This window comes from Streptomyces sp. NPDC001100 (genome assembly GCF_053598575.1).
This window is the reverse complement of record NZ_JBSFKO010000035.1, coordinates 50683-77282: the sequence shown is the minus strand read 5'-3', so window position 1 is coordinate 77282 and position 26600 is coordinate 50683. Positions and strand designations below refer to the sequence as shown.

The window sequence follows — 26600 nt, the reverse complement described above, 5'->3', positions numbered from 1 at the left end:
TCCTGGGTGGGGAGTTGTTGGGGTTCGGGCGGCGGTCAGGCGAGGGCGTGGAAGCGGCGCGAGTACCAGACCAGGGGCTGGCTGTGGGTGTATCCGAGGGCGTTGACGCGGCCGGTGAGGATCGTGTGGTCGCCGCCGGGATAGGTGTCCTGGACCTGGCAGGAGAGCCAGGCCAGTGCCCCGTCGAGGACGAGTGACCCGCCGGCCTCGTGCCGGCAGGAAGCCGCGGCGAAGCGCTTGCGCTGGTCGGTGTCACGGTCGGCGAAGTCCTTGGCGAGGTTCGCCTGGTCCTGGCGCAGCACGTTGACGGCGAAGGTGCCGTGGTCGCGGATACGGACCAGCGTGCGGCTGTTGTTGTCGACGCACACCAGGACCAGGGGCGGGTCGAGGGACAGGGAGCAGACGGCGCTGGCCGTCATGCCGGCCGGGCCGTGGATCCCGTCGGTGGTGATGACGCTCACCCCGGCGGGCAGGTGGGCCATGACGTCACGGAACGCCTGGGCGGACGGCTGGGCGCAGGGTTCGCCGGGAACGGACGCGGGGGCGGAACCGGGGAGCGGTGGCAGGGCGATGGGGGTGTGCCAGGTCACGGCCGACCGCCGGCATCGGCCGCGACGGGCTCCGGCTCGTGCAGGGTGATGCGGCACCCGAACAGCCCCTGCGCGATCAGCGCCATGGTGTCCAGCAGAGTGCGGGACGCGATGGGGTCGATGAGCGAGGCGAGGCTGGGGATACCGAGGTCGAAGGCGGCAGCGAACCGGGCGCGGGTGTCGGGCCCTTCCTGCTGGACGTACCAGCCGCCCTCGAAGGTCTCGAAGTCGCCGTCGAGCTGGGTGAATTCGATGGTGAGCGCGGCCGGGTCGAAGCGGTCGCGCTCGGACCAGCACAGCACCCCGTTGCGGAAGTTGGCCGACCAGTGGGAGTCCACGGTGCGGTCGTCGACCTCGGTGACGCGGACCTCGCGGATGGCGTCGGTGTACTTGGGGTAGGCGGCGAAGTCGCGCAGCAGGCCGAAGACTTCCGGTGCGGCGGTGTCGGGCACGTGGACGTCGAGAGTGACCTCGGGCATGTCAGTGGAATCCCTTCGATAGGGCGGCGGACGCGGCGGTGAAGGCTTCGGAGATCCGGTCCAGGTCTGAGCGGGTGAGCACCGCCGGCGGGGTCAGGCGGACCACGCGGTGCGCGTTGAGGGAGTGGTTGACCAGCAGCCCTGCTTCGAGCAGGTGCAGTACGAGTTCGCCGGCGAGTGCCTCGTCGCGCATCTCGATGCCGATGAGCAGTCCCTTGCCGCGTATGTCGGCGACGGCGTCACCCAGCGGTGCGAGGGTGTCGCGGACCCGGTCGATGAGGTCGATCCCGAGCAGGTGCGCCTGCTCCACGAGGCCTTCCTCGGCGATGGTTCGTACGGCGGCGTGCGCGGCGGCCATGGCGACGGGGGCGCCGGCGAAGGTGGAGGTGTGCAGGAAGGGGTCGCGGTCGAAGGGCGCGTACGCCTCGGCGGTGGCGACCGCGGCCGCTACGGGAATCACCCCGCCGCTGAGGTTCTTGCCGACCAGGAGTACGTCGGGGCGTACGTCCTCGGTGTCCGCGCCCCACCAGGTGCCCAGGCGGCCGAGGCCGGTCTGGATCTCGTCCAGAACGAAGAACGCTCCGTACTGGACACAGAGCAGCTGGACATCACGGAGGTAGCCCGGAGGCGGCAGGACGACTCCGCCCTCCCCCTGCACCGGTTCGATCACGACACAGGCCGCGGGCCCGGCGGCCAGCGCGGAGGCCAGGGCTTCGGCATCTCCGTAGGGGATGTGTTCGGCGGGCAGCAACGGACGGAAGGGGTCCTGGTAGAACGGCTTGGCGGTCAGCGCGAGGGCACCGGTGGTCTTGCCGTGATAGCCGCCCGTCGCGGAGATGAGCCGCTGCAGTCCGTGGGCACGCGCCAACTTGATGGCCGTCTCGGTCGCCTCCGCACCGGAGTTGACGAAGTGCACGTAGTCCAGTCCGGGCGGGGTGATCTCGGCCAGCGCGGTCGCGGCGCCGGCCGCCACCGGTTCGAGCAGCAGGCGGGAGGCGAGCGGGTGGCGGCGGACCTGGGCGACCACCGCCTCGACGACCCGGGGGTGGCAGTGGCCGAGCAGGAAGACCCCGTAGCCGCCGCAGTCGACGTACTCCCTGCCGTCCGCGGCGAAGACCCGGGCGCCGTACGAGGCGATCTCCATCACGCCACCGGTCATGGACGCCAGCCGGGCCCTCCCCCGGCCCAGGTGCTTCCGGTAGGCGTCGAGCACGTCGGCCACCGACGATTCCTGCGGCGCCGTACCGCGTACGGTCGGCGTGGTCACCGGCGTCATGCGGGCACCCCCGCCGGGGCCGTCCGGACCGGGCTGCCGGTGGCTGTGACCTCGCCGATCCGCTTGGTCTCCGCGAGGTACAGGATCGAGCTGCGCAGGGCGGAGTCCGACCTGGACCGGGTCACCGGCGGCGGCCCGCCCGGCAGTTCGCCGAGCGAGGTGGGGAAGGTGGGTGCGTCGGCGAACAGCGCGGTCATGGCGAGCATGTCGTCGAAGCGGCGCAGCATCCGGTCCGGGAGGCCGTCGGCCAGGAAGACCGGGCGGATCAGCCGGTCGACCATGTCGGTGCCGACGAAGCGGGGCATCCTACGGTTCAGCCCGAGTTCGGCGCAGGTGTCCGCGACCACGTCCATCACCTGTTCGGCGCGGAGCGCCTGCGGCCCGGCGGTCACCCAGACCTCGCCGTCGCGGCGCTCCTCGGCGATCAGCGCGGCGATGGTACGGGCCACCAGGTCCTGCGGGACGAAGTCGATGAGTGAGGTGGCGGGCAGCGGGACCAGCGGCATGAGGCCGCGCAGCAGCATCTGCAGGATGTTGTGCAGTCCCTGGAACGCGGAGATCTCCCCCGTTCGGGAGTCGCCTATGACGATCGACGGACGGATGATCACCGCCGGTATGCCCGAGTCACGCACGACCTGCTCACCGGCGCGTTTGGAGTCCAGGTAGTCCTCCGGCCGGGCGGCGGCTTCCCCGGTGTCGCGACCCAGTCGGGAGCGGGTCAGTTCATGCCGGGCAACGAACGCGGTGGAGACGTGGTAGAGCGTCGCACCGGCGTCGGCGGTGAACTCGGCCACCGCACGGGTGCCGGCCTCGTTCGTGGCGTGGGTGGCCTCGGGCCCGCGGGTGAAGTCGGTCACGGCGGCGCAGTGCACGACGGCGTCGACCTGGCGGGCCAGGGCCTGGTACGTCTCACGGTTCAGACCGAGGCCGGGGGCGGTCAGGTCGCCGGTGAGCTGGTCGTCGGCGACCGGGCAGGGGCAGTGGTGGACCAGGGCGGTCACGTGGCAGGAGGAGGGGAGCTCGGCCAGCAGGGCAGTGCCGAGGACGCCCGAGGCGCCGGTGAGTAGGACGTTGGGACGGGAAGCAGACACGATGGTGCACCTCGGGGAGTCGGTCGACAGGGATTACGGCGCGGTCCGTCGCCGGCGGTCGTGCGGCAGGACGCCGTACAGGGGCAGTGCCCATCGACGGCTTGGCCTCAGTTGGGCCCGCCGTGCCGGACAGAGCAGGTTGTGCGGAGAGGTGTGCCGTCAGGAGGGAATGCGCAGCGGGTTGCCCGCGAAGTACTCGACCAGCGGCTCGGACATCCGGGCACGGGCCGGTGGGTGGAAGGCCAGGGCGCGGCAGGCCGAGTGCAGGTAGGCGATGTCACCGGAGGAGATGAAGGCCATCCCGCCCAGTGCCTCGACGCACAGTTCCAGTACGCGGCTGATGGCGTCCTGGGCGGCGTAGCGGCACACCAGAGCCCGGGCCAGCGTCCCTTCGTCGACCGGCCCGGCAGCGGCGCCCGCGGCGAGCCCTTCCAGCATCAGGGCGACGCCTTCGACGGCGGTGACCGCGTGCGCCCGGGTTGCGGGGGCGATCCGGGTGTTGGCCAGGGTGCGCTCCACCAGGGACGAGGCGGCGCCGAGGTAACTGGCAGTCATGAGAGCCTCGAACCACAGGAACCCGACCGTGTTGAGGCGGTCGAGCTCGCCGTCGGCGGTGACGTCGGTACGCACCAGCAGATCGGCGGGGACCTCCACGTCGGACAGCACGACCTCGTCGCTCTCCGCGCCGCCCAGCACCGGGCTGTTCCAGAACGGCCGCACTTCCAGGCCGGGTGCGGTGGCCGGGACGACGGCGACGGCCAGCCGAGGTGTTCCGTCCGCGTCGGGCAGGGCGACGGACGCGGTGAGCAGGTCCATGGACCTGGAGAGGCTGCACGGTTTCTTCGTGCCGGTCAGCCACACCTTGTCCCCGTCGACCCGTGCAGTGATCGAGGGATTGAGGATGCCCTGGCCGGTGCGGCCCTCGGCGAAGGCGGAGGCGAGCAGCAGGTTGTCCTTGGTGATCGCCGCCAGCAGCATCCATTCCATGCCGTCACTCTGGGCCGCGGTCTCCACCAGGGAGGCCACCGAGAAGTGGTGCATGGTGGTGGCGACCGCCAGGGACGGGGACCGGGAGCCCACCGCGCGCTGCACACGCACCGCGGTGAGCAGGTCGGCACCCTTACCACCGTGTTCGACCGGCACCAGCAGGGCGGGACCGCCAGCTTTGCGAAATTCCTCCAGTCCTGGACTGTCCGGCGATTCCCAGGTGTGCAATGGGGAGGCGGTCAGGGCGTCATCGAGCCCGGGGAGAAGTTTTTCGAGAACTGCACGTTCACGTTCCATATATATCATTTTCCGTGAGCCCTCACGTCGGTCGGCCAGATCGCTGGAATTTCTGGATGCGGGGCGGCGGGAAGTTTCCCCTTCGCCGCTGCGACGCTCCCAACGCTAAACACCTGTGATGCAACGACGGTTCAAGTGGACTGCAATTGGATGTCAGGTCTTCCCTGCCATGAATGGCATCCGCGCTGGACATCCCATGAACGAAGGCGTGAGGAAGTAACAACCGTTTCGGGGTGCATGAATGAGAAGCGGGAAACACCGGATGAAGCTATGCCGGCTTCTCCGCCTCAGCCTTGAGCCGGGCCAGGGTCTGTTCGATATTGCGCTGGTTGTGGGAGGTGCGGTCGACCACCCCGGTGGCCGCCACGGACACCAGGCACATGGTCCTGCCGCGCATGTCACGGGTGCTCTCGGTGACCCGGCTACCGCGAGCCGTGGGCACGATGTCGTAACGCCAAGTGGCCACAGGCATGCCTAATGACGTGACCTCGAAGGCGAGACTTCGGGGCGGCACGGCCTGCAGCACTTTGGTGGTCGTGCGCCAACGCCACAGGCCGTTCCGGTTCCAGGCACGGAACGTCGTACCAGGGGCAAGGCTGTCAGGGACGGCCCGGGCGGGCACGCGGGTCTCGACGACGAACCGGTCCCAGCGCGACAGATCCGCGATGAGGCCGTAGATCGTGGTCGGGCGGGCAGCGATCTCGATGCTTCCCACGATGGTCGGCTGGCGCATGCGGCTCCTTCCGATGCCGATCGCTCTCACTCCTCGATCCGAACGCTCCGGCTCAGGATCAGGTGGGCCGGCCAGGAAGAGGATCGCTCGCTGCCGCACAGGCCACGTCGGGGAACGCGGCTACGGAAGACACCATTCCATTTCCAGCTCCGTCGGGATGGTCGGAACCGGTGCACAGTGGTCTAGTACGACGTTACCGGCCGGGAATGCAGCGGATCTGCAGGTGACGTTCAAATGAATGACAAGTCAGTAGCTCTGTAAGTCGTGCTGCGGTTCAACTAAGCTCGAAACTGTCCACTCCGTTGTGTGGAGTGTGAAATTGGACCCTTCATGGGGGAATTATGCGTGTTCTGCTGGTCGAGGACGACGAGCATGTGGCCGATGCTCTGTGCGCGGCGCTGCGTCAGCAAGGGCACGACATCGTGTCCGCGCCGACGGCGGCCAAAGCACTGGCCAGCCTCGACGGCTGTGAATTGGTCCTACTCGACCTGGGTCTGCCGGACCTGGACGGTATCGAGGTGTGCAAACGGATGCGGGCCCGGACCTCGGTACCGATCATCGTACTCACCGCCAGGGCCGACGAGATCGACAAGGTGCTGGGCCTCCACGCCGGAGCCGACGACTACGTCGTCAAGCCGTACTCCGTCCACGAGTTGCGGGCGCGGATGGAGGCGGTGACGCGCCGGTCCTGCCGCTGCGGGGTGGGCCCGGGAGGACACGACCCGTCGTGCGGCGCCACCCCCCAGGAGATCGTGACGGCCGGCCCCCTCTCCCTGGATCTCCGCAGCCGCGACGTCACCCTGGATGGCCTGCCGGTCCAACTCACCCGCAAGGAGTTCGAGTTACTCGCGATGCTGATGGAACAGCCGGACACCGTCCACACCCGGGAAGCCATCATCGCCCGGGTGTGGGACGAGAACTGGTTCGGCTCGACGCGCACCCTGGACGTCCACATCGGCGCGCTGCGCCAGAAACTCGGATCGTACGAGTGGATCGAGACGACGCGCGGCGTCGGATTCCGCCTCGGCACCCCTCCTGCCGCTTAGGGCCCGGTGTGTGGATCTCCGTGGCGGCGCGGGCCCTGGCATCGGCACTCACGGCGTTGTCGTCAGTCGACAACTCCCCCAAGCTCTCGGCTTCGCCCGATCAGCGAGACCCCGTTCGCGTTGCCTCCCTCCTCCGCCCTGCGATCGCAGGCGGAGGACTCCGCCCGTTCCTCCACGGGGATCCACACGCCAGGCCCTAATGACCACCCCCGTCTGGAGGCATCCTTCGTGCGCCGCCGTCTGCTGATCACGTACCTGACCCTCACCGCGCTGCTCCTGCTGGCCACGGAGGTTCCTCTTGGCATCAGCCTGGCCATGAACACCTATCACCATCTGGTGATCCGCCAGGTTTCGGACACCTTCGTACTCGCCTCCGCCGCCGCAGCCGACGCGGACAATCCGGAGCCGGAACAGGCCTGGGCCGACAGAGCCGACGCCTACGCCCGCGACCACGACACTGTGGTCCTCCTGTTCGACACCCAGGGAAAGCAGATTCGCAGCACCCGCCCGGGCGCCCTGGTGAACGAGGACGAGTGGGAGGACGTTCTGGAGAAGGCGCTCGCGGGACGGAGCACGGTCCCGTTGGACTACTCCTTCAACGTCAGCGCACGGCCCCTGTTCGTGGCGGAGCCGATCCTTCAGCACGGGAAACCAGCCGGAGCGGTGGCGACGATCGCCCCCACCTCGTCCCTGCGCTCGGAGGTGACGGAAGACTTCCTACTGCTCCTGGGAGCAGGCCTGATAGGGCTGTTGGCCTCCGCTCTGGTGGCCATACCCCTCGTACGGTGGAGCCTCGGTCCGGCCCGGAAACTGCACGAGACGGTTCGGAAGATCGCCCAGGGCCAGTACTCGGTACGCGCTCCGGCCCACCGCGGCCCGGTCGAACTGCGCGACCTGGCCGAAGCCGTCAACGCGATGACGGACCGACTGGTCTCGGTCCTGGAAGCCCAGCGCAGCTTCGTGGCCGACGCGTCCCACCAGATGCGCAATCCGCTGACCGCCCTTCGTGTACGGGTGGAGGCGCTGGAAACGGTCGTCCCGCAGGAGGGGCAGAAGGACCTGGTGGTGGCCATCACCGAGGCGGACCGCCTCAGCCGGATCCTCGACGAGCTCCTCGCCCTGGCCAACGCCTCGGCCGCAGGCTCCGGGACCATCACGGTCGAGGTCCGCTCGGTCGTGGAGTCCCGCGCCCAGGCCTGGAGCGACCGGGCGGAGGAGGCCGATGTCACCATCGCGGTCCAGGGCCGTCCGGTGGCCGCCGTCTGCCTGCCCGGGGCCCTTGACCAGGTGCTGGACGTCCTCCTCGACAACGCTGTCAGTTTCTCCCAGCCTGGCGGCCGGGTGATCATCCGGACCCGCTCCGACGACACCTGGGTGTATGTGGAGGTCGAGGACGAGGGCCCCGGTATGACGGGCGGTGACAAGGACCGGGCGGCCGACCGCTTCTGGCGCGGACGACAGCCCGTCGGCAGAAGCGGCTCCGGCCTCGGCCTGGCCATCGCCAAAGCCCTGCTCACCGCCGGCGAGGCCCGGCTCGAACTCGAGGACGCCGCACCGCACGGCCTGATCGCGCGGGCGGTCCTGCCCCGGGTTGTGTCGGCGTCGGCGCTGCGCGATGCCACCGAGGCGGAGTCGAACACCGCGAGAACGTAGCGGTGACATAAGCTTCACCGGGTCGCGCAGCCTTCGGCCCTGCTTGTTCTCAATCGCCGGACGGGCTGATGTCAGCCCGTCCGGCGGTCGAGGACGAACCGGCCACCGGACCAGCGAGCAGTCCCTCCAGTTCGGTGGCCGCCCTGTCCGCGCCACCGGCACTCCGCAGCCGGGTCGCGACATCTTCGGCCGCGGCCTTCTTCGTCACCGCCTCGCGCACCGCGTCACGCAGTCGGCGTGCGTTCAGCCGTCCCGCGGGCAGCCGAGTCCCGGCGCCCGCGATCTGCACCCGGCGCGCGACCTCCAACTGGTCACGGCCGAAGGGCACGATGCACACCGGAACACCGGCCAGCAGCGACTTCTGGGTGATCCCCATGCCGCCGTGGGACACCACACAGACGGACCGTCGCAGCACCAGGCTGTGCGGCACGAACCGGTGGAGGTGGGCGTTGGGAGGCGCGCGGAAGGTGTCGGGGTCGGTGGAGGCGGTGGTGACGACGACGTCGTAGGGTTCGTCGGCGAGCGCGTCGAGGGCGGTCTGGATGAGTTTCGCGTCGTCCTGGAACACCGTGGAGACCGTCACCAGGACGATCGGCCGCTCGATCGCGGCGAGCCACTCCGGCTCGGCCTCGTCCGCGGCGGGATCCCAGCTGCTCGGCCCGACCATCCTTACCGACGCGGGCAGTTGAGTCCTCGGGTACTCCAGCGGCTCCGCCGTGTAGGACAGGATGAGAGGAGCCGTCATGTAGAGGTCCGGCACGTGCTTGACACGCGGGAGACCCAGGCCGCGCCGCAGCTTGTTGATCGGCGGCAGGGAGATGTCGAACAGCGGGACGGCGCTCTGCCGCAGTATGTCGTCACGCAGTCGGCCCACCCAGGTGGTCGGCGGCTTGAGGCCCAGTCCGAACGGCGGCGCGTCCCTGGTGGTCAGCGGCAGCAGGAAGGTGGCGATCTGCGCCCAGGGGAGCCCGGACGCCTGCGCCGCCGCGGCTGCCCCCCAGCAGTTGTTGTCCAGCGCGATCGCGTCCGGCCGCCACTTCCGTACGGCCTCCTGGAGGTCGGTGACCTCGTAGCGGGCCCGGTCGGAGTACATCGCCACCGAGCGGCGCAGTGCGCCGATGGGAGTGCGGGCCTTCCAGGTGTCGTCCTCGCGGCGCTCGATGGCCGGGTGGATCGCGTCGGCCTCGAATCCCTGCCGGCGCAGGTTCTCCAGGCCCGCTTCCTCGGCGTAGACGACCACTTCGTGGCCGCGCCGCCGCAGTTCGGACAGGGTGGGGATCAGCGGGTAGATGTGTCCGCTTCCGGGGGCGGTGTAGACGAGACAGCGGCTCATGGCGGGGATCCCTCTTCCGGGGGTGGATGGGCTGTTGTGCTGTTCGGGATGCGCTTCTTCAGCGGGCGGGCGCCCGCTCGGCGGGCTGGTCCGCGCCGGGCTGCTCCGGGCCGGGTGCCGGGGACTCGTCGGGGAAGTCGCGTTGCCGCATGAGGACGAAGCCGAGGATCCCGCCGGCGATCGCGACGATCCCGCCGACCCGCATGACGATGTCGAGGCCCGCGATGAAGGCGTCGTTCGCGGTGCGGGCGACGAGGGCGCGCTGGCCGGCCGGCACGGTGCCGGCGACCTCGGTCAGCCTGCCCGCGGAGACCATCTGCGCGAGTTCGCTCGCCTGGCGGCCGGTGAGCTCGCCGGAGGCGCTGATCGCCGCGGCGAAGTTCTCCTTCGTCTGGCTGTGGGCCACGGAGCCGAGTGCCGCGACGCCCAGTGCGACTCCGCCCTGCTGGAAGGTCTCGCTGATGCCGGAGGACATCCCCGCCCTGCGCAGCGGGACGAGGGCGACGGCGGCGGCGGCACGGACCGGGTTGAACACACCAGCGCCGAAACCGGCGAGCAGCATGCCGGGCAGCAGATCGGTCCAGGTGGAGTTGACGTCGAGGCCGTCGGTCGCGAGCAGCCCCATGCCCAGTGCGACGCATCCGACCCCGACGAGCAGCCGGGCGGGAATGCGGGTCGAGTAGGTACCCGCCACGGCCGCCGCGATGAACACCGCGACGGTGAGCGGCAGATAGCGGACCCCGGTGCCGTAGGCGGAGAACCCCAGAACGTACTGCATGTACAGGACCTGGAAGAGGATGGCCACGTTGAGAGCCGCGTTCGCGGCGAGCGTCGCGATGGACAGTCCGTTGAAGGACCGGTTGCGGAACAGGGCCAGGTCTAGCATCGGATCGGGGCGTACCCGCTCCACGGCCACGAAGGTGGCCATCAGGACCGCGGCGCCGGCGAACAGACCGATGATCAGCGGGTGCGTCCAGCCCTGCGATTCGCCACGGATGAGCCCGAAGACGAGCATCGCGAGCGCGGTGGAGAACAGTGCGAGGCCGGGCCAGTCGATTCGCTTGCGTTCCGGGTCGCGGGACTCGGCGGCGCGGGTGACCATGACCAGAGCCACCAGCAAGCCGATCGGCACGTTCAGCAGGAAGATCCACCGCCAGCTGATGGCCGTCAGCGCGCCGCCGAGCAGCGGGCCGACCGCCACGGCGAGGCCGGTGACGCCTCCGGAGATGCCGAAGGCGATGCCGCGCTGCTTGCCGTGGAAGTCGTTGGCGATCAGCGCGGGTGACACCGCGTACATGACGGCGCCGCCGACGCCCTCGACCGCCCGGGCGAGATTGAGCGTCAGGGGACTGGACGCCACCCCGCACAGCAGCGACGCCAGAGTGAAGATGCCCAGGCCTATGACGAAGACGCGCTTGCGGCCGAGTTGGTCGGCCAGGGTTCCGGCGGCCAGCAGGAACACCGCGAGGGTCAGCGCGTAGGAGTCCACGACCCATTGGAGGTCGAAGAAGCTCGCCCCCAGGGACTTCTGCATGTCGGGGAGCGCCACGTTGACGACGGTGACGTCGAGCAGCAGCATGAACGTCGCCACCGAGACGGCACCGAGCATCCACCACTTGTTGGGGCGCACGAACGGTACCGGCCGGTGATCCGGGGGGACAGTCTTGTTGTCACTGTGGTCAGCCATGTCAGGTGCACTCCGGGGCAGGGGCGGCGGGATGTGCGCGTACACCGGCGGTGTCGTCGGCGTCTTCCACGCTAGGGACGCCATCGGCAGCGGCAGCCAAGGGGCGATGCAGCAGAACGTCAAGAAACCGCGGCGGAGAGCGAGTTGAGGGCAGCGAGCCCCTCTGTGCCGTGCGCGCGGCCCCGAGACGCCGGCATTTCTCGCCTTCTGCCCGTGCGCGTGGATGCCACGCTCGTACGCGGCATCCACGTCCCGGCCTTGAGGCGGCCGGGCGCCGCCTTGCGGCGGCTGTGTCAGGCCGTCGTGGTGACGGCGACCGTGTGATACCCGGAGGCACCGGTCGGGAACGGTTCGCGGGGAACCGCGCTCTGCAGCACTCCGCCCCGCCCTGCGCAGCGGGCCTGGATCGTGTGCGGGCCCGGGGGCGTGGAGAGCGGCAATCGCCAGCGACGCCAGGCCGCGGGGGCGAGTTCGTCGGCGAGTTCGGCGGTCTGCCAGGGGCCGCCGTCGACCCTCACCTCGACCGCCTCGACACCGTGCGGGGGTGCCCAGGCCACTCCGGAGCACACCACCGGGGTGCTCGGCAGGCGGCCTGCGGCTGGTGTGTCGATACGTACCGTGGGGCGTACCGGCACCGGCTCGCGCGGCCAGCCGCGCGGGAGCCAGTAGTCCTGGTTCGGGTGCTCGGTCAGGCGCAGTTCGGTCAGCCATTTGGCGCCGGTGAACTGCCCGTAGATACCGGGCACGAACACCCGGGCGGGAAAGCCGTGCGCGGCACTGAGCGGGCGTCCGGCCATACCGACGACCACATAGGCGTCCAGCGTGCGCACCAGATCCAGCGGCAGGGTGCACTCCCAGCCGTCGGTGGCGCGGGTCACCAGAAAGCCCGCCGCGGCATGCGGTACGACCTCGTCGATCAGGTCCCGCAGCGAGAGCCCGGTCCAGCGCTGGTTGCCCAGCCGGCCCCAGCCCAGCCGGTTGTGGACGCAGGAAAGCACCGCGTCGAACTCGACCAGGTCCCTGGCGAGCAACTGCGCGTACGACATCCGCAGGGGCGAGGCGCATGCGCCGGTGATGTCCAGTTGCCAGGTGTCCGGGTCGACCAGCGGTGGCCGCATGGCGACATCCGTGACGTAGAAGTCGTGCGGTGGGGTCATCAGCGGGCTGACCCCGGGCCAGGACTCGGCACCGTCACGCGGGGGCGGCAGTGGGCGCGCCACCTTCAGCTCGGCGGCTCCTCTGACGGTGTCGTGCCGGGACAGCTGCCGCTTCCGGGCCCGCAAGGCCGCCGTCAATGCGCCGCCGCCCGCCAGCGCGAGGGCGGGCGCGCCGCCTGGGGGCATGGACAGTGCCAGCAGCGTGGCCAGGCCTCCCGCCGCGGCCGTGCCCAGCGCCCGGGCCGGCTGGGGTCCGCCTGCGGCGTCCGACGCGCCCCGCCGCCGCAGCGCGAGGGCGGAGCCCGCCGCACCCGCAGCGGTGACCGCCAGATCCCTGGGGAGGCTGCGATCGGCCCGGCCGAGTACCGCACCGGCCCCGACAGCCGTTCCGGCGACCAGTGCCCGGATCGTCGGTTTGTCCGCGGCACGTAAGTACTTGACGGTGCGTTCGACCACGGGCCGGGGACCGCTGTCCACGACGAGCTTGCCCGCGGCGTCCACCGGCGACCCGGTCTGCCACAGCGCCGCGAGGATCTCGGCCGTGCCCACCCCGAACAGTGCGGCGGCCGCACCCTGCTGCCACGTACCCATCGCCCACTCCTGAACTAGGTGTGTATCGTTATTGCAACGCAAGTGTTGCATCCTTGGGGGGCCACGTGGCAAGCACGGCGAACACCGGGAGTCCGGTCCTGGACGAGGCGGTCCTCGCCGCCACCGCCAAGGTCCTGGCCGAGCACGGCTGGCACGACTTCACTCTGGAACGCGTGGCGGAGGCCTCGGGGATCTCCCGGGTGACGCTCTACCGGCGTGGCATCACCAAGGACGTCCTGGTCGACGCCCTGGTGGTGGGCGCCGCGCAGGCCTGGCAGGCCGCCATCTGGCCGGCCATGACCGCACCGGGCAGCGGCGGGGACCGACTGCTGCGCGCGCTGCGCGCCGCCTGCGCGGTGGTCGAGGAACACCTGAGGCTGCTCACGGGACTTTCCACCGTGCCGGACCCGGTCTTCCACTTCGGCGAGAGCGACCGTACGGGCCGCTCCACCCGGGACGTCTACGTGGCCCCGTTCCGCCGGCTGCTCCAGGACGGCCAGAGCGACGGGAGCGTGCATCCGCACCTCGACGCCGAGGAGACCGCGACGCTGCTGTTCAACGTGATCACCAGGACCTACCTGCACATGCGCGCCGGCCACGCCTGGCCGCCGGACCGGGCCGCCGACTCCCTGCTGGACCTGATCACCCCCGGACTCCTGACCAGCGTCGCGGACGCAGACACCGCCACAACCACCGCCACAACCACCGCCGCGGATCCCACCGCAGAGACCAAGGAGTAGCCATGGCCACCGCAGTCTCCGAACTGGGCCCCATGCACGACGTCGAACTCCCCGAGGGAGTGATCCGCTACCACGAGACCGGGACAGGGCCGCCCATCCTGTTCGTGCACGGCATCATCGCCAACGCCGACGTCTGGCGCGGCGTCGTCGCGCGGTTGAGCGACCGCTACCGGTGCATCACACCGGACTGGCCGCTGGGCGGGCACACCGCACCCATGCGTCCGGGCACCGACTTCACCCTGTTCGGCCTCGCCGACCTCGTCCAGCGCACCATCGCGGCGCTCGGCCTGGAGGCGCCCGCCCTGGTCGGCAACGACACCGGCGGTGCCATCTGCCAGGCCGTGGCCGCGCGCCACCCCGAAAGGATCGGGTCCCTGGTCCTCACCCCCTGCGACGCCTTCGACAACTTCCTGCCGCTGCCCATCCGCCACCTGCAGGTGTTCGGCCGCACTCCCGCCGGACTCAAGATCCTCGCCGAGTCGATGCGGCTGCGCACCGTCCAACGGTTACCCATCGCCTTCGGCCTGCTCACCCGCCGTGCCATCCCCGCCGACATCATGGCCAGTTACACCGGCCCGCTCCGCGAACACCCCACCACCCGGCAGGACTTCGCCCGCCTGGTACGCGCCATCTCCACCACCTTCACCAAGGAAGCGGCCGAGGGCCTGCGGACCTTCCCCCACCCGGCCCTCATCGCCTGGGCCCGCCAGAACTTCTTCCCCCTCGCCCACGGCGAGCGGCTCGCAGGCCTCATCCCCGACGCCCGGCTGCGCATCATCGAGGACTCGGGCCCCTTCGTCACCGAGGACCAGCCCGACGAGACCGCCGCCCTCATCGACGAATTCCTCCTCGGCAAGCCCTGCCAATGACCACCAGGGTGGGGCAGCACATCCACAACCACTGAACGATCAGCCCACGGCGGCCGGCTCAGCTGCCGTCCGGGGTTCGGCGGGCCGCAACCGCCCCGCCGTACGGGTCAGCGCTGCTACGGCGGCGGGCAACCGGCGCCCACCCCGCTCGACGCCCGCCACAGGAGCCTGGGTTGGCCGGTGGAGGTGTCGGCGAGTTGCCAGGGGCGATAGCGATGCCGGAGACGGGGTTGTACAGGCCGCAGTGGGTGGCGACCAGCCGCCCGCCGAACAGGGAGACCACGGCGTCCATCTCGAAGGGGTGGACCAGAGCCGTACCAGCACCAGCAATCCGGCGGCGAGGGTCAGCGGGGCCAGCACCTCGTACGGGCGACGATGCCGCCGCCCGGCGGCGAGGCGTCCGCGAGCAGCAGGAGTGTGAAGAGGCCGCGCCCATCAGCGTGATCACGTACACGATGGTGCGCTACGGAGACCAGCGGGTCCGCGCCCACGAGCACGGTGGCGGGCGCTAGCAGGCCCGACAGACGCACCCCTCACGGGGGCCACCCCAGCAGCGGTCCGAGCCGCCGGACCCGACGCGAAATCCCACCGGTCGCCTGAACTCCCTCCGGCCACTCAACGTACTAAGGGACCTAGCAGTCACTACCCACGCGACTGCCCCAGGGCAGGTCCGTACGACGAAGTGGCGTCGACGGAGCGGACCCGCCGTGCTCGGACGATCGAGAAGGTGAAGATGGGAACTCTGGCGCTCAGTTGGATCGTGGCGGGGATCGCCACCCTGGTGGCCGCTGTCAGCGTGGTCCGAGTGGCCACCACCAGCGGTGAGACTCGGTTCGCGGCGGGCGGCGACCTTCTGATGGGCCTGTGCATGGCCGCTATGGCCCTGCCCGCGACGGTGGGCTGGTACGCGGGCTACGGCCTGTGGTGGGCGGTGGCGTTCGCCCTCCTCGGGCTCGGGGCCGCCGCGATGGCGGTCAAGCACACCCGTACGGGCGGATGGAAGCACGGGCGCCACTGGGTGCATCTTGTCGTCGGGAGCACCGGCATGGTGATCATGACGCTGGCCATGACGACTACGTCGTCCGGACCGGTGCTCGCTCTGGGCGGCTCCGCCATGGCGAACATGCCGGGTATGGAGAACATGGCAAGCACGACGAGCACGCACCAGATGGCCGGCATGGAGTCGATGCCAGGGATGGACATGGCCGGGATGGCGCAGGCCGCTGCCGACAGTGGGTCCTCTTCCGTATGGCGGTTCGTGATCGCGACGCTCGCCGTGTACTTCCTGATGTCGGTCGGCGCGTCCCTGTGGGCAAGGGTCCGGGGCACCGATCGAACCGGCGGGGATGCCGGCTCACAGTTCAGCTGGGGCCGTTGGCTGCTCGCCATGCCGGACACGGTGCTCGTATTCCTGGCATCGTTGACGATCTCGGTGTGGGACAGCAGCGGGATGGCGCAGAGGTCCGGCCACGGTCGGCGCCGCAAACCCGGAGCCGCACCGGACGCGGCGCTGGCGGCGCACGTCGGCATGGGCGGGACCATGTCCACGATGCTGCTCATGATGGTCGCGTGACGGTCAGGGACGACTGATCGGCGCGACGGCGACAGCGCGCATCCGCCCGGAGCGCAGAGCAGCGCAGGGGGCTTCGCCATCACCACGAACCCGCACCTGCGAAGGTGCTTCGTATTCGGCGTCCAGGACGGCGAGAACGGATCCGCGCAACCCAGGTGCCCGGGCGGACTCGAAGCCCGTGCCCCCAGCGCGGGCCGTCGGCGGGCGCTGTCCACACACCCCTGACGTGGTACTGGCGCGACTTTCGCCGACAAGGACTCCAGGCACGCCGTCACAGCATCGAGGGCAGCACCTTCGGCACCGGAAGCATCTCCGGCGGCAGGTCCAGAACGTTCCACCGCGCTACCGAAGGCCCGTCGTAACGCCTTCCGCTGCACCTTCGACACGAACATGAGGGGCACACTGAACGTCAGTTGAGGCGTCGAGGACCTTGATCGGCGCCAGCACCTCACGCAGGCGCCGACGGAGGCCAGGCCTTCGAGTCGGCGAACGCGGGGCATGCGCGCCACCGTCCGAGATCGGGCCGGGCCTCGATGTGAAGCCGCCATTCCAAACCACAGTCCCTACTAAGTAAGTTAGGCGGATGTGCGCCTACCGGACGGAGCGGCGTGCGTAGCGCCACAGGTAGCGACAATACCCCTAGGGGGTATAACGTTGGCCTCCGACGGAGAGGCCAGGAACGACACCCCTCCCGGCGAACCACCCCACGCATCCACACCTGAGGAATGAGCCATGACCACCGAGACGAACTCCGACTCCTGCTGCGGCACCGGTTCCTGCGGGTCCGGCACCACCGTCGACGTCCACGGCGTCGGCGTCGGCGTCACCACCGTCTACAAGGTCTCCGGCATGACCTGCGGCCACTGCGAGGGCGCCGTCTCCCGGGAGATATCCGCCCTGGACGGCGTCACCGCGGTCACGGCCGTCGCCAAGACCGGCGAAGTGACCGTCACCTCCACCGCCCAGCTCGACGAGGAGGCCGTCCGTGCCGCCGTCGACGAGGCCGGCTACGAGCTCGTCGGCCACGCCTGACGACCCCGTCGGGGTCCTCCCGGCAGTGCGAATCCCTCCCCGCGCCCGGACGTACCGCTCCGCTGATACGGACGCCGTACGTTCCGGCCTCCCTCTGGAGATACGCCCATGACCAGCACGGCTCCCGAGAAGACAGTCCCCGAGGCGGCACCCGCGCCCGCCAACGCGGTCGAGCTCTCCATCGGCGGCATGACGTGCGCCTCCTGCGCCGCCCGCATCGAGAAGAAGCTCAACCGCATGGACGGCGTCACCGCGACGGTCAACTTCGCCACCGAGAAGGCGAAGGTCTCTTATCCGGCGGGTGTCGAGGTCGCCGAGCTCATCGCCACCGTCGAGAAGACGGGCTACACCGCCGAGGAACCGCCCCCACCCGCTTCCGCGTCCACCCACGAAAGCGAGGGCGCTGAGGCGGCGCACGGCGAGCTGATGTCCCTGCGGCAGCGTCTGTTCGTGTCGCTGGTGCTCACCGTGCCCGTCGTGGCGATGGCGATGGTTCCTTCCCTGCAGTTCGACAACTGGCAGTGGCTGTCGCTGACTCTCGCCGCTCCTGTCGTCGTCTGGGGTGCTTTCCCCTTCCACAAGGCCGCCTGGACGAACGCGCGGCACGGTGCCGCGACCATGGACACACTGGTGTCCATCGGCACACTCGCCGCGTTCGGCTGGTCGCTGTGGGCGCTGTTCTTCGGGCACGCGGGCATGACGGGCATGCGGCACGCCTTCGAGTTCACCGTCTCACGCAGCGACGGCTCCTCCTCCATCTACCTGGAGGCCGCGGCCGGCGTGACCACGTTCATCCTGGCCGGGCGCTACCTGGAGGCGAAGTCCAAGCGCAAGGCGGGTGCGGCGCTGCGGGCGCTGCTGGAGCTGGGCGCGAAGGACGTCTCCGTACTCCGGGGCGGCAGAGAAGTACGCATTCCCGTCACGCAGTTGGGCGTCGGTGACCACTTCGTCGTACGACCCGGCGAGAAGGTCGCCACCGACGGGACCGTCGTCGAGGGTGAGTCGGCGGTGGACGCCTCCATGCTGACCGGCGAGTCCGTGCCGGTGGATGTGACGGTCGGCGATGCCGTGACAGGGGCGACCGTCAACGCCGGAGGCCGCCTGGTTGTCGAGGCTGCCCGGATCGGAGCCGATACCCAGCTCGCGCGCATGGCGAGGCTGGTCGAGGACGCGCAGAACGGCAAGGCCGAGGTACAGCGGCTCGCCGACCGGATCTCCGGCGTCTTCGTCCCCGTCGTCATCCTCATCGCCCTCGGCACCCTGCTGACCTGGCTGGTCGTCACCGGCGACGCCACCGCTGCTTTCACCGCGGCCGTCGCGGTCCTGATCATCGCCTGCCCGTGCGCCCTGGGCCTGGCCACCCCGACCGCCCTCATGGTCGGCACCGGCCGCGGCGCTCAGCTCGGCATCCTCATCAAGGGCCCCGAGGTCCTGGAGTCCACCCGCCGCGTCGACACCGTCGTCCTCGACAAAACCGGCACGGTCACCACGGGCCGCATGCAGCTCCAGGACGTGTACGTCGCCGAGGGCGTGGACAGGGACGAACTCCTACGGCTGGCAGGCGCGTTGGAGCACGCCTCCGAGCACCCGATCGCCCAGGCCATCGCGGCCGGTGCCGCCGAACTGGTCGGAAGCCTGCCCGTTCCGGAGAACTTCGAGAACGTCGCCGGCCTCGGCGTCCAGGGCGTCGTCGACGGACACGCCGTACTCGTCGGCCGCGGGAGGCTCCTCAAGGAGTGGGCCATCGACCTGCCCCAGGAGCTGGCCGAGGCCAAGGCCGCGGCGGAGGCCGAGGGACGTACGGCGGTCGCCGTCGCCTGGGACGGCGAGGCGCGCGGCGTGCTCAGCGTCGCCGACGCCGTCAAGGAGACCAGCGCCGAAGCGGTGGCCGAACTGCGTCGGCTGGGCCTGAAGCCGGTCCTGCTGACCGGCGACAACCAGCTCGTCGCCGAGTCCGTTGCCAGGGCCGTCGGTATCGACGAGGTCATCGCCGAAGTCCTCCCCCAGGACAAGGTCGACGTCGTCAAGCGGCTGCAGGGCGAGGGCCGTACGGTCGCGATGGTCGGTGACGGTGTCAACGACGCTGCCGCTCTCGCCACGGCCGACCTGGGCCTGGCCATGGGTACCGGAACCGACGCGGCGATCGAGGCGGGCGACCTGACCCTCGTACGCGGCGACCTGCGCGTGGCCGCCGACGCGATCCGCCTCTCCCGCCGCACGCTGGCCACGATCAAGGGCAACCTCTTCTGGGCCTTCGGCTACAACGTCGCCGCACTCCCCCTCGCCGCCTTCGGGATGCTCAACCCGATGATCGCCGGAGCCGCGATGGCGTTCTCGTCGGTCTTCGTGGTGACCAACAGCCTGCGGCTGCGGTCCTTCAAGTAGGTGTGCGAGCGGCAGGGTTGACCGAGGCGTCCGGCCTTTCCGGCCGGGCGCCTCGGCGCGGCGGGACTGCTGGTCTTCTTCACCCCAATCCCAACTACCGCCAGGGGCAACTTGGTTACACCCTTTCTACTGCTGTCACGGGCTGGCGGTGCACAAGCCCTTGGCCATCACCGACCCTTCTACGGCCCTCATCACTTGCAAGATCCGGCGGTCCTCCTCCGGCAACACTCGCCGAACAGGCCGCGCCGATGGCCGGGCCGTGCACTCAGTCGCCTTGGCCTCAGCCGAACCCGCGTCGAGCGACCTCGGCCGACGTCGCGGCTCTCATCGAGAACGAGTGGCGGCGACCAGGTAAGCCGTCCCCGGCCAGCGGCAGAGACCCCGACCGATGGTGTCCGCCGGTCGTTGGTGTCGACGCGTCCACCGGGACACGAACCGATCGAATGGCGGGACCGAGGGGGTCAGGTCGTAGTGGACGAGGTCGACGGGACGAAGCCCGGCTTCCCTCATCCGCCGCCGCAAACGCCCAGCCGGGAGCGCCCTGATACCGGACTTCGGCACACCGTGCCTTCGCTCCGGGGGCAGGCCGAGCACACCCTCGACCTGGCCAAGGAGACGGAGCAGTGGCCAGTACACCCCCCATTCGAACAGGCGGTACGGGCTCAGCGGGTTCAGCATACTGACGAGAACGAGCCCGTCCAGGCGCACAACGCGGCCAAGTTCCCGCAAGACCACGGAAGGGTCGCAGTACTCCAGCACCCCCATCGCGACCACGACGTCGAAACTCGCATCCGGGAACGGCAGCGCCTCTGCCTTTCCGACAGACAGTTCGACCTCGGCACCCGCCGTGCGGCCCACGGCCTCGGCGATCATCGCGGGCGCCCTGTCGACGGCGGTGATCCGGAAAACGCCGGGACGAGTGTCGAGCACACGCCGGACGAACACCCCTGGCCCGCAGCCGACATCGAGAAGATCACCACCAGGACATCGATCCAGGATCTGGAACACCGCATAGAGCCTGGAGGAGAAATACCGCTTCGCGGGCCCCTCTCCCTGATACGAGGCGGCATAGGAGGCAGCGAGAGACGGATCATCGAACTGAACACGGCCGTCATGAGCGGACGCCTCTGGATCCGCGACCGCCGAACGCATCTCGACGGAACCGGCCATCACGACGCCCCAGTTCTCTTTGCGATATCCCACGTCGACCTCCTGTCCGAGCAATCGCAATACAGAAGCTACTAAGTAGCACAGTAGTACTCTCCGCGTTTGTCGACCATGTCCCCGTTCCGCGAAGGCACTCACTCTCGACGCGACAGTGGAAAGCAGCCGGGTCGGGGTCCTAGATCGTGTCGAGCAGATTCCCGCCGCAGTTGGCTTCGGCGTGGAAGCGGCATACGAGGGGCGGACAGCCCCTACGAGGAGTGCATCGTCGGGGTTCAATCAACGCAGCGGCCGGTCACTGCTGGAGTTTCAAGGGGAAGTGCCGTTTCGGTCGACGCTCGACGAAACCTCACAGAACGCCTCCGTGCCCGAGCCGTGGTCGACGCAGTGGAGACGACGGCCGTGCAGGGAGAAGACCCTTTTCTTCACCGCCCGATTGACGGGCCGCCAGCCGAAGAGGCGGGCCTGGCTGACTCGTCCGCGTAGGCGACGGTACGCGGACGCGGGAGAGCGGACACAGGTCGTCCCCTTTGCCAAGGGGCCGAGGAGTGCGCGCACGGGCAGCGGTCCATGGGGGCCACCTCACTGCCCCCCTGCCCGTGCACGCGGCTGGTGGTGCCTTTCGCCGCAGACACCGCGCCGCTGGAGAGTTCCCGAGCCCAGGAATGACACAGCAGTGCGGTTCGATGGGGGCACGTCCCATCCCTCTTACGCCCGGACATACTAACTTGCTTAATCGATGCTCGCGCTCCAAGCCTCCGATTCCGAGCCTCGGCCCACCGATCCGTACGACACACGGCCGGGCAGGACAGGAGGCGGGGCTGCCGGATCAGACACAGCGGCGGCCGAAGTTGATGCATTTCACCGCCGGCCGCATGAGCTCGTCAGGAACCGGGAACAGGGCGCTCATCCGTGGCTCCCACCCCCACCCGCTGCGGAGTTGGGTGACGTCGCCCCGCCGACCGGGACGACGCCAGCCCTTCGGCCGATACCGTCGGCCTCCTCGCCCGCGGGTTCCACGATCCCCAACGGGGGAAGAGGCACTGTCTGACTTGCGGCACTCCTCGTCCGACAGGCTCCAGGCCGGCTCCGCCGTTGAGACCAGGTCGACCGAGCCGCTCGAGGCCCGGTCGACCGGCGACCGGAAGGAGTCAGGGCTCGCCGAATACAGCACCGAACACAGGGTCGGGATCACGTGCGCAGCAGCCGCGCGATGGCCCGCGAAGCCTCGGCGACCTTCCCCTCGGCCGTATCCCCTCCGGCCACCATGGCCTCGCGCACGCAGTGGTCCAGGTGCTTCTCGAGCAGTTGCATCGCCACGGCCTGCAAACCCTTGGTAGTGGCCGCCACTTGGGTGAGCACGTCGATGCAGTACTGATCCTCCTCCACCATGCGCTGCAGTCCGCGTACCTGCCCCTCGATGCGGCGGAGGCGCTTGAGCACGGCGTCCTTGTCGTCGTGGTAGCCCGGTGGCGCCTGCTCGGGCTCGGCATGTTCAAGCTGCTCCATACCCCCCGAGGGTATTACATATCGACGTCGGACGGAAGGCGAACGGACCTCTGCACCGCGGGCAGCCCGCACCTATCCACTAAGTACCTTCGCAATGCCGGTCAGCTGACGACCGAGATCGTCTCGTCATGGGCCGGCGATCCCGGCCGCACGAGTGGCGGTCAACCATGCGCAAACCCCACAGACGGACCGGCCTGGGCGCGTTCGCGGCGATGCTCACGGAACTACGGCATCACGTACCCCAGCTTCCGCGATCCCGACGGCAAGCTGCTCCTGGGCTTCAACGGCCGCATTTACTGTCCGCCGCTCCCAGCACCGTGTTCACCGACCGCGACGGACGGATCCCCGCCCCCTTCATCGACCCGACGACCTACACGACGCTGGCTGAGCTACTGAATGATCTCGCCACGGAGAAGGCGAGGCAAAACGACGGATGTGCGGCCCAGCGATGCTCGCCGCAGTCGGCGAAACGGTCACTGCAGGCCCGCCCACCTTCGCCCTCGTCCTGGCCCTCGCGGCCGGAGGCCTGCCCTTCTGCGCTCCCTGCTGTCTCCCCCTGGTCCCGGGCCACCTCTCGTACGTCGCCGGAATGTCCGGCGCAGGTGCCGCCGAGGCCGACAGACGCACGGCGCGATGGCGGGTCCTGGCCGGTCGCCTTCTCTTCGTGGTCGGCTTCGCCGCCGTCGTCACCAGCTACGGCGCACTCTCCGGCGGAGCAGTCTCCACACTGCTGGTACACCGACGCACGCTCGGCATCGTGCTGGGGTCGCTCACCATCGCGCTCGGCCTGGTGTTCGCAGGGCTGCTCGAGTAGGTGCCGTGGGCCGGGTTCAGCCGGCGACCCACCTTCCGTCCCGGCGCGATGCGCCGCATCACCTGGGCCACGACGCCACGTACGAGCTGTGATGCACTTCGGCGGAGTGCTGCTGGCGGCGGTGGGCGTCATGCGGGTGACCGGCCGGTGGGGACAGCTCATCGCTCGGCTCCAGACGCTGATCACCGGCTTTCAACTGCCATCGTGAACCGCGGGCCGCCCTGCCCAGGGTGACATCGACTCCCAGGTTGATCTAAATTACTTAGTAGAAGAGTCGTTCGGCGGGCCCGCGCGACCCTCCGCCCACCGGGAGGTCCCACATGCCTCAGTTCCTGTATCCGCTGCTGCTCCTGGCCTGCCCGCTCGGCGTGGGCCTGATGACCTGGCTGATGCTGCGCGGCGGCTCGGACACCTCGCGGCGCACCGAATCGTCCGCCACCCGGGCGGAACTGGACGAGCTGCGCAAGAAGCTCGCCGACCTGCGCGCCACCGGTGAGGACACCGCCCAACCGCTGCGGAACTGAGAAGGCTTCCCCGAACGTGATCGCGTGGAGACGTGGGCCTGCTTGACGAGGGCAGCAGACAGGAGGACGTCAGTGTCGAAGTCGGGGGTCAAGCGGCTCTTGGGACGTGCTGGATTCGACATCGTGCGCAGCGCCAACAACCTGGGGGGCGTCGACGACTTCATCCCGTTCGAGGCAACGATGCGGGCTGCGCGGCCGGCCTGTCGGTCAGTGACCACATCGACGAGGTCATGAACGGGACGCCTGGCGCCACCCAGTCCACCATCGACGAGCTACGCGCTCTCGGCGTCTTCGCCGCCAACCCGAACACGGTGCTGGAGATCGGCCCCGGGTCCGGACGGTATCTGGAGAAGACGCTGAAGGAGTGCTCACCAGACCGCTACGAGATCTACGAGACGGCAGCACCCTGGGCCGACTACCTGGTGGACACATTCAGCGTGGTCGCCCAACCGACCGCAGGATGCAGCCTTTCCCCGACACCCGACGGCAGCATCGACCTCGTTCAGGCCCACAAGGTCTTCAACACCGTGACCTTCCTGTGCGCCTCCCGCTACTTCTTCGAGATGGCACGCGTCACGCGACCCGGCGGCCGGATCGTCTTCGACGTAATGACGGAGACCTGCCTGAACCCGGCCGCGGTGAGCGCCTGGGCGACGCAGGGCGGCACGGGGCACGGCTCCTACCCAGCCTCCGTGCCTCGCCGGACATGCGTGGACCTCTTCGCGACCGTCGGCTGCAGCCTGGAGGCCAGCTTCCTGGCACCCATGGGCGTCGCCACTACGGAGGTGCTTGTCTTCACAAAGGGGGCTTGACTCTTGAGCCGGAGACCGACAGCCCGGTGGCCGCGGCGGCAGTACTGGGCACCATGCTCTTCGCCGCAGTGGTCTACGACAGCCGACGCCTGCTCACCGCACGCCAGACCCTCCCGCCCGGGTCTCCGCGTCGAGCGGCTCCGCCGGTCAGGAGATCCAGCCGCTACTTCTACTAATCGAGCTAGTGGATTAGGATGACGGCAGGTCGTCGGCCGCCACCGCATGGCGCTCCCCCGTCGCCAGTCGTGTCGGCCGGCGGCCTGACCACGAGGAGCAGATTCATGCGCACCTGGCCCGCCCGCAGATGGGCCGTGGCGGCGGCGGTCACGGCGATCGCGGCACTTGCCATCGGCGTCCCGACAGGTGTGGTGCCGACCCCTTTCTATACGCGCATGACTGCAGTGCTGTGGTGGAACTACCCGGTGTGGCTGGTCAGTTCCGTGCTCGAAGGGCTTCTCGTTGCAACGTATGTACGCGTCGACCCGGTCGAAGGCTCCACGGAGACCGCACCACCCCGACCTCCCCGCACCGCACGTGCTCTCGGCGCGGGCCTGCTGTCCGCCTTCGCGGTCGGCTGCCCGATCTGCAACAAGCTCGTGGTGCTGGCCATTGGCGTCAGCGGTGCCCTGTCGTACTTCGCGCCGGTGCAACCGGTGCTCGCACTGGCCTCCGTGACCCTGCTGGTCCACGCACTCGTGCGGCGGCTGCGCACCGCGAACGTCTGCGAAATACCTGAATGAGGATCGCCCCTTGCACGCCGCGACCCGTCGGCCGGGCGCGCCGTCACGGTCTTGAGCCGGGACCGGCGGCTCGCCATCCGGGATGAGAACCGGCCTGGCATCCCACGCCCGCACGGCCCCATACAGGCAAGCTCGCCCCTTGCCTCTTCCCGTTCGCCGGCCTGCCCCAGAGGACCCCGACCGCCGGGCGATCCGGAAGCCACTGACCAAGACCGGGAAAGGCCGGATCAGGCGACGTCAGCGCCGTCGGCAGACCCTTCCGAGCATGACCGGCAGTTTACTAATCTACTTAGCTGAATCCTCTATAGTGCCGGTATGCACCTCGCCGCACTGCCCAGCCCCTCCACCGGGGTCCTCCACCTGGGCCCGATCCCGCTGAGGGCGTACGCCTTCTGCATCATCGTGGGCGTCTTCGTCGCCGTCTGGCTGGGCACACGGCGCTGGGTGGAGCGCGGAGGCACGAAGGAGACGGTCGCCGACATCGCCTTCTGGGCCGTGCCCTTCGGGATCGTCGGCGGTCGCCTCTACCATGTGATCACCAGCCCGGACGCGTACTTCGGGGCGGGCGGCGAACCCGTCAAGGCCCTGTACATCTGGGAGGGCGGCCTCGGCATCTGGGGAGCCATCGCGTTGGGCGGCCTCGGCGCCTGGATCGGGTGCCGTCGACACGAGGTACCACTCCCCGCCTTCGCGGACGCGGTCGCGCCCGGCGTCGCGCTCGCGCAGGCGATCGGGCGGTGGGGGAACTGGTTCAACCAGGAGCTCTTCGGCCGCCCGACCACGCTCCCGTGGGGCCTGGAGATCTCCCCGGACAAGCGGCCCGCCGACTACGCGGACGTGGTGACCTTCCACCCCACCTTCCTCTACGAGTCGCTGTGGGACGTCGGCGTCGCGGCGCTGGTCATCTGGGCGGGCACTCGCTTCGCCCTGGGCCACGGGCGGACCTTCGCGCTCTACGTGGCCGCGTACACGGTCGGCCGGTTCTGGATCGAGTACCTGCGGATCGACGAGGCGCACCACTTCCTGGGTCTGCGGCTGAACGACTGGACCTCCATCATCGCCTTCACCGGCGCCGTCACCTACCTGGTGATCTCGGCCCGACGGCACCCCGGGGTGGAGGACATTCCGTCGAATGACACCGGGGCGGACGCCCTCGAAGCGGAGAAGGCGAGCGTATGAGCAGCAGCATCAAGCACAACCAGCTCAAGATCGGCAAGCTGCACACCCGGTCCGCGCCGAACAGGATCTTCGGATGGTCCTTGTTCGGGGTGAGCCTGGCGGTCGCCGTCGTGAACTGGATCGAGGAGTTCAGCGACCTGAAGGTACTCCCCGGCGGCCACTCCGTCTTCTACCTGGCGGGCGGCATGGTGGTGGCGGTCTTCGGACTCTGGCGGGCCGGCGCGATGGACGCAAAGCCATAGCCGGTGGTACGGGCACGCGCCTGAACGGAGCACGCCTTGTATCCGTATCTCTCATATAGGGCCTCTTGTCACATATGGCGACGAGCCCGGCGGCTCG

At 69.5% G+C, this 26600-nt stretch carries 25 protein-coding genes; 14 read left to right on the top strand and 11 right to left on the bottom strand.

Annotated elements, in window-relative coordinates; genetic code table 11:
- Positions 1 to 35: 35 nt before the first annotated feature.
- From ACWDEW_RS37335 to ACWDEW_RS37310, 6 genes are all read right to left on the bottom strand, one after another.
- Positions 36 to 590, bottom strand: a complete 555-nt coding sequence (locus tag ACWDEW_RS37335) for a flavin reductase family protein (RefSeq protein WP_450519038.1) — start codon at positions 588 to 590, stop codon at positions 36 to 38.
- Positions 587 to 1069, bottom strand: coding sequence for a type II toxin-antitoxin system RatA family toxin (locus ACWDEW_RS37330; protein WP_450519036.1), 483 nt, complete (start codon positions 1067 to 1069; stop codon positions 587 to 589). Before ACWDEW_RS37330 ends, ACWDEW_RS37335 begins: the two co-directional genes overlap by 4 nt.
- 1 nt (position 1070) lies before the next feature.
- Entirely contained in the window at positions 1071 to 2345 is a 1275-nt protein-coding gene (locus ACWDEW_RS37325) for an aspartate aminotransferase family protein (protein WP_450519034.1), read from the bottom strand.
- Positions 2342 to 3436 carry an SDR family oxidoreductase gene (locus ACWDEW_RS37320; protein WP_450519032.1) on the bottom strand — a complete coding sequence of 365 codons (1095 nt, stop codon included), beginning with the start codon at positions 3434 to 3436 and terminating at the stop codon, positions 2342 to 2344. The genes ACWDEW_RS37325 and ACWDEW_RS37320 overlap by 4 nt, the downstream gene beginning before the upstream one ends.
- A gap of 159 nt (positions 3437 to 3595) precedes the next feature.
- Positions 3596 to 4579 (bottom strand): acyl-CoA dehydrogenase family protein, encoded by a 984-nt coding sequence (locus ACWDEW_RS37315; RefSeq protein ID WP_450519030.1) that lies wholly within the window; start codon positions 4577 to 4579, stop codon positions 3596 to 3598.
- A gap of 409 nt (positions 4580 to 4988) precedes the next feature.
- Entirely contained in the window at positions 4989 to 5453 is a 465-nt protein-coding gene (locus ACWDEW_RS37310) for an SRPBCC family protein (RefSeq protein WP_450519029.1), read from the bottom strand.
- A gap of 341 nt (positions 5454 to 5794) precedes the next feature.
- Here ACWDEW_RS37310 and ACWDEW_RS37305 point away from each other — a divergent pair, with 341 nt between their 5' ends.
- A complete protein-coding gene (locus ACWDEW_RS37305) occupies positions 5795 to 6499 on the top strand; it encodes a response regulator transcription factor (RefSeq protein WP_450519027.1) in 705 nt (234 codons plus the stop codon).
- A gap of 228 nt (positions 6500 to 6727) precedes the next feature.
- Positions 6728 to 8152, top strand: a complete 1425-nt coding sequence (locus tag ACWDEW_RS37300) for a sensor histidine kinase (RefSeq protein WP_450519026.1) — start codon at positions 6728 to 6730, stop codon at positions 8150 to 8152.
- Positions 8153 to 8201: 49 nt separating this feature from the next.
- Here ACWDEW_RS37300 and ACWDEW_RS37295 read toward each other — a convergent pair whose 3' ends face one another.
- From ACWDEW_RS37295 to ACWDEW_RS37285, 3 genes are all read right to left on the bottom strand, one after another.
- Positions 8202 to 9485, bottom strand: coding sequence for a glycosyltransferase (locus ACWDEW_RS37295; protein WP_450519024.1), 1284 nt, complete (start codon positions 9483 to 9485; stop codon positions 8202 to 8204).
- Positions 9486 to 9543: 58 nt separating this feature from the next.
- Positions 9544 to 11172 (bottom strand): MFS transporter, encoded by a 1629-nt coding sequence (locus ACWDEW_RS37290; RefSeq protein ID WP_450519022.1) that lies wholly within the window; start codon positions 11170 to 11172, stop codon positions 9544 to 9546.
- Positions 11173 to 11465: 293 nt separating this feature from the next.
- Positions 11466 to 12920, bottom strand: a complete 1455-nt coding sequence (locus ACWDEW_RS37285) for a molybdopterin-dependent oxidoreductase (RefSeq protein ID WP_450519021.1) — start codon at positions 12918 to 12920, stop codon at positions 11466 to 11468.
- A gap of 65 nt (positions 12921 to 12985) precedes the next feature.
- Between ACWDEW_RS37285 and ACWDEW_RS37280 the strand changes: the two genes are divergently transcribed.
- The 5 genes from ACWDEW_RS37280 to ACWDEW_RS37260 all read left to right on the top strand — a co-directional run bounded on the left by ACWDEW_RS37280 (position 12986) and on the right by ACWDEW_RS37260 (position 19519).
- The gene (locus ACWDEW_RS37280) at positions 12986 to 13660 is read left to right on the top strand and encodes a TetR/AcrR family transcriptional regulator (RefSeq protein WP_450519019.1); all 675 of its coding nucleotides are present in this window, start codon (positions 12986 to 12988) and stop codon (positions 13658 to 13660) included.
- Between the two features lie 2 nt (positions 13661 to 13662).
- Positions 13663 to 14529, top strand: a complete 867-nt coding sequence (locus ACWDEW_RS37275; protein WP_450519017.1) for an alpha/beta fold hydrolase — start codon at positions 13663 to 13665, stop codon at positions 14527 to 14529.
- A 733-nt stretch (positions 14530 to 15262) separates the two neighbouring features.
- Entirely contained in the window at positions 15263 to 16102 is an 840-nt protein-coding gene (locus tag ACWDEW_RS37270) for a DUF5134 domain-containing protein (protein WP_450519015.1), read from the top strand.
- Positions 16103 to 16834: 732 nt separating this feature from the next.
- The gene (locus ACWDEW_RS37265) at positions 16835 to 17134 is read left to right on the top strand and encodes a heavy-metal-associated domain-containing protein (protein ID WP_450519013.1); all 300 of its coding nucleotides are present in this window, start codon (positions 16835 to 16837) and stop codon (positions 17132 to 17134) included.
- Positions 17135 to 17242: 108 nt separating this feature from the next.
- Positions 17243 to 19519, top strand: coding sequence for a heavy metal translocating P-type ATPase (locus ACWDEW_RS37260; RefSeq protein ID WP_450519011.1), 2277 nt, complete (start codon positions 17243 to 17245; stop codon positions 19517 to 19519).
- Positions 19520 to 19843: 324 nt separating this feature from the next.
- Here ACWDEW_RS37260 and ACWDEW_RS37255 read toward each other — a convergent pair whose 3' ends face one another.
- Both ACWDEW_RS37255 and ACWDEW_RS37250 read right to left on the bottom strand, forming a co-directional pair.
- On the bottom strand, positions 19844 to 20722 hold the full coding sequence (locus ACWDEW_RS37255) for a class I SAM-dependent methyltransferase (protein WP_450519009.1): 879 nt from the start codon (positions 20720 to 20722) through the stop codon (positions 19844 to 19846).
- Between the two features lie 1152 nt (positions 20723 to 21874).
- Positions 21875 to 22192 carry a metal-sensitive transcriptional regulator gene (locus ACWDEW_RS37250; protein WP_450519007.1) on the bottom strand — a complete coding sequence of 106 codons (318 nt, stop codon included), beginning with the start codon at positions 22190 to 22192 and terminating at the stop codon, positions 21875 to 21877.
- Positions 22193 to 22640: 448 nt separating this feature from the next.
- Here ACWDEW_RS37250 and ACWDEW_RS37245 point away from each other — a divergent pair, with 448 nt between their 5' ends.
- The 7 genes from ACWDEW_RS37245 (at position 22641) to ACWDEW_RS37215 (ending at position 26503) form a co-directional block, all read left to right on the top strand.
- Positions 22641 to 23006: a cytochrome c biogenesis CcdA family protein gene (locus ACWDEW_RS37245; protein WP_450519005.1), complete on the top strand. Its 366-nt coding sequence runs from the start codon at positions 22641 to 22643 to the stop codon at positions 23004 to 23006.
- Positions 23007 to 23326: 320 nt separating this feature from the next.
- A complete protein-coding gene (locus tag ACWDEW_RS37240; RefSeq protein WP_450519003.1) occupies positions 23327 to 23530 on the top strand; it encodes a hypothetical protein in 204 nt (67 codons plus the stop codon).
- A gap of 230 nt (positions 23531 to 23760) precedes the next feature.
- Positions 23761 to 24342, top strand: a complete 582-nt coding sequence (locus ACWDEW_RS37235; protein WP_450519002.1) for a methyltransferase domain-containing protein — start codon at positions 23761 to 23763, stop codon at positions 24340 to 24342.
- Positions 24339 to 24518, top strand: a complete 180-nt coding sequence (locus ACWDEW_RS37230; protein ID WP_450519001.1) for a hypothetical protein — start codon at positions 24339 to 24341, stop codon at positions 24516 to 24518. The genes ACWDEW_RS37235 and ACWDEW_RS37230 overlap by 4 nt, the downstream gene beginning before the upstream one ends.
- A 105-nt stretch (positions 24519 to 24623) precedes the next feature.
- Positions 24624 to 25082, top strand: coding sequence for a hypothetical protein (locus tag ACWDEW_RS37225; RefSeq protein WP_450518999.1), 459 nt, complete (start codon positions 24624 to 24626; stop codon positions 25080 to 25082).
- 315 nt (positions 25083 to 25397) lie between these two features.
- The gene (gene lgt / locus ACWDEW_RS37220; protein WP_450518997.1) at positions 25398 to 26261 is read left to right on the top strand and encodes a prolipoprotein diacylglyceryl transferase; all 864 of its coding nucleotides are present in this window, start codon (positions 25398 to 25400) and stop codon (positions 26259 to 26261) included.
- On the top strand, positions 26258 to 26503 hold the full coding sequence (locus ACWDEW_RS37215) for a hypothetical protein (RefSeq protein ID WP_450518995.1): 246 nt from the start codon (positions 26258 to 26260) through the stop codon (positions 26501 to 26503). The genes lgt and ACWDEW_RS37215 overlap by 4 nt, the downstream gene beginning before the upstream one ends.
- Positions 26504 to 26600 lie beyond the last annotated feature (97 nt).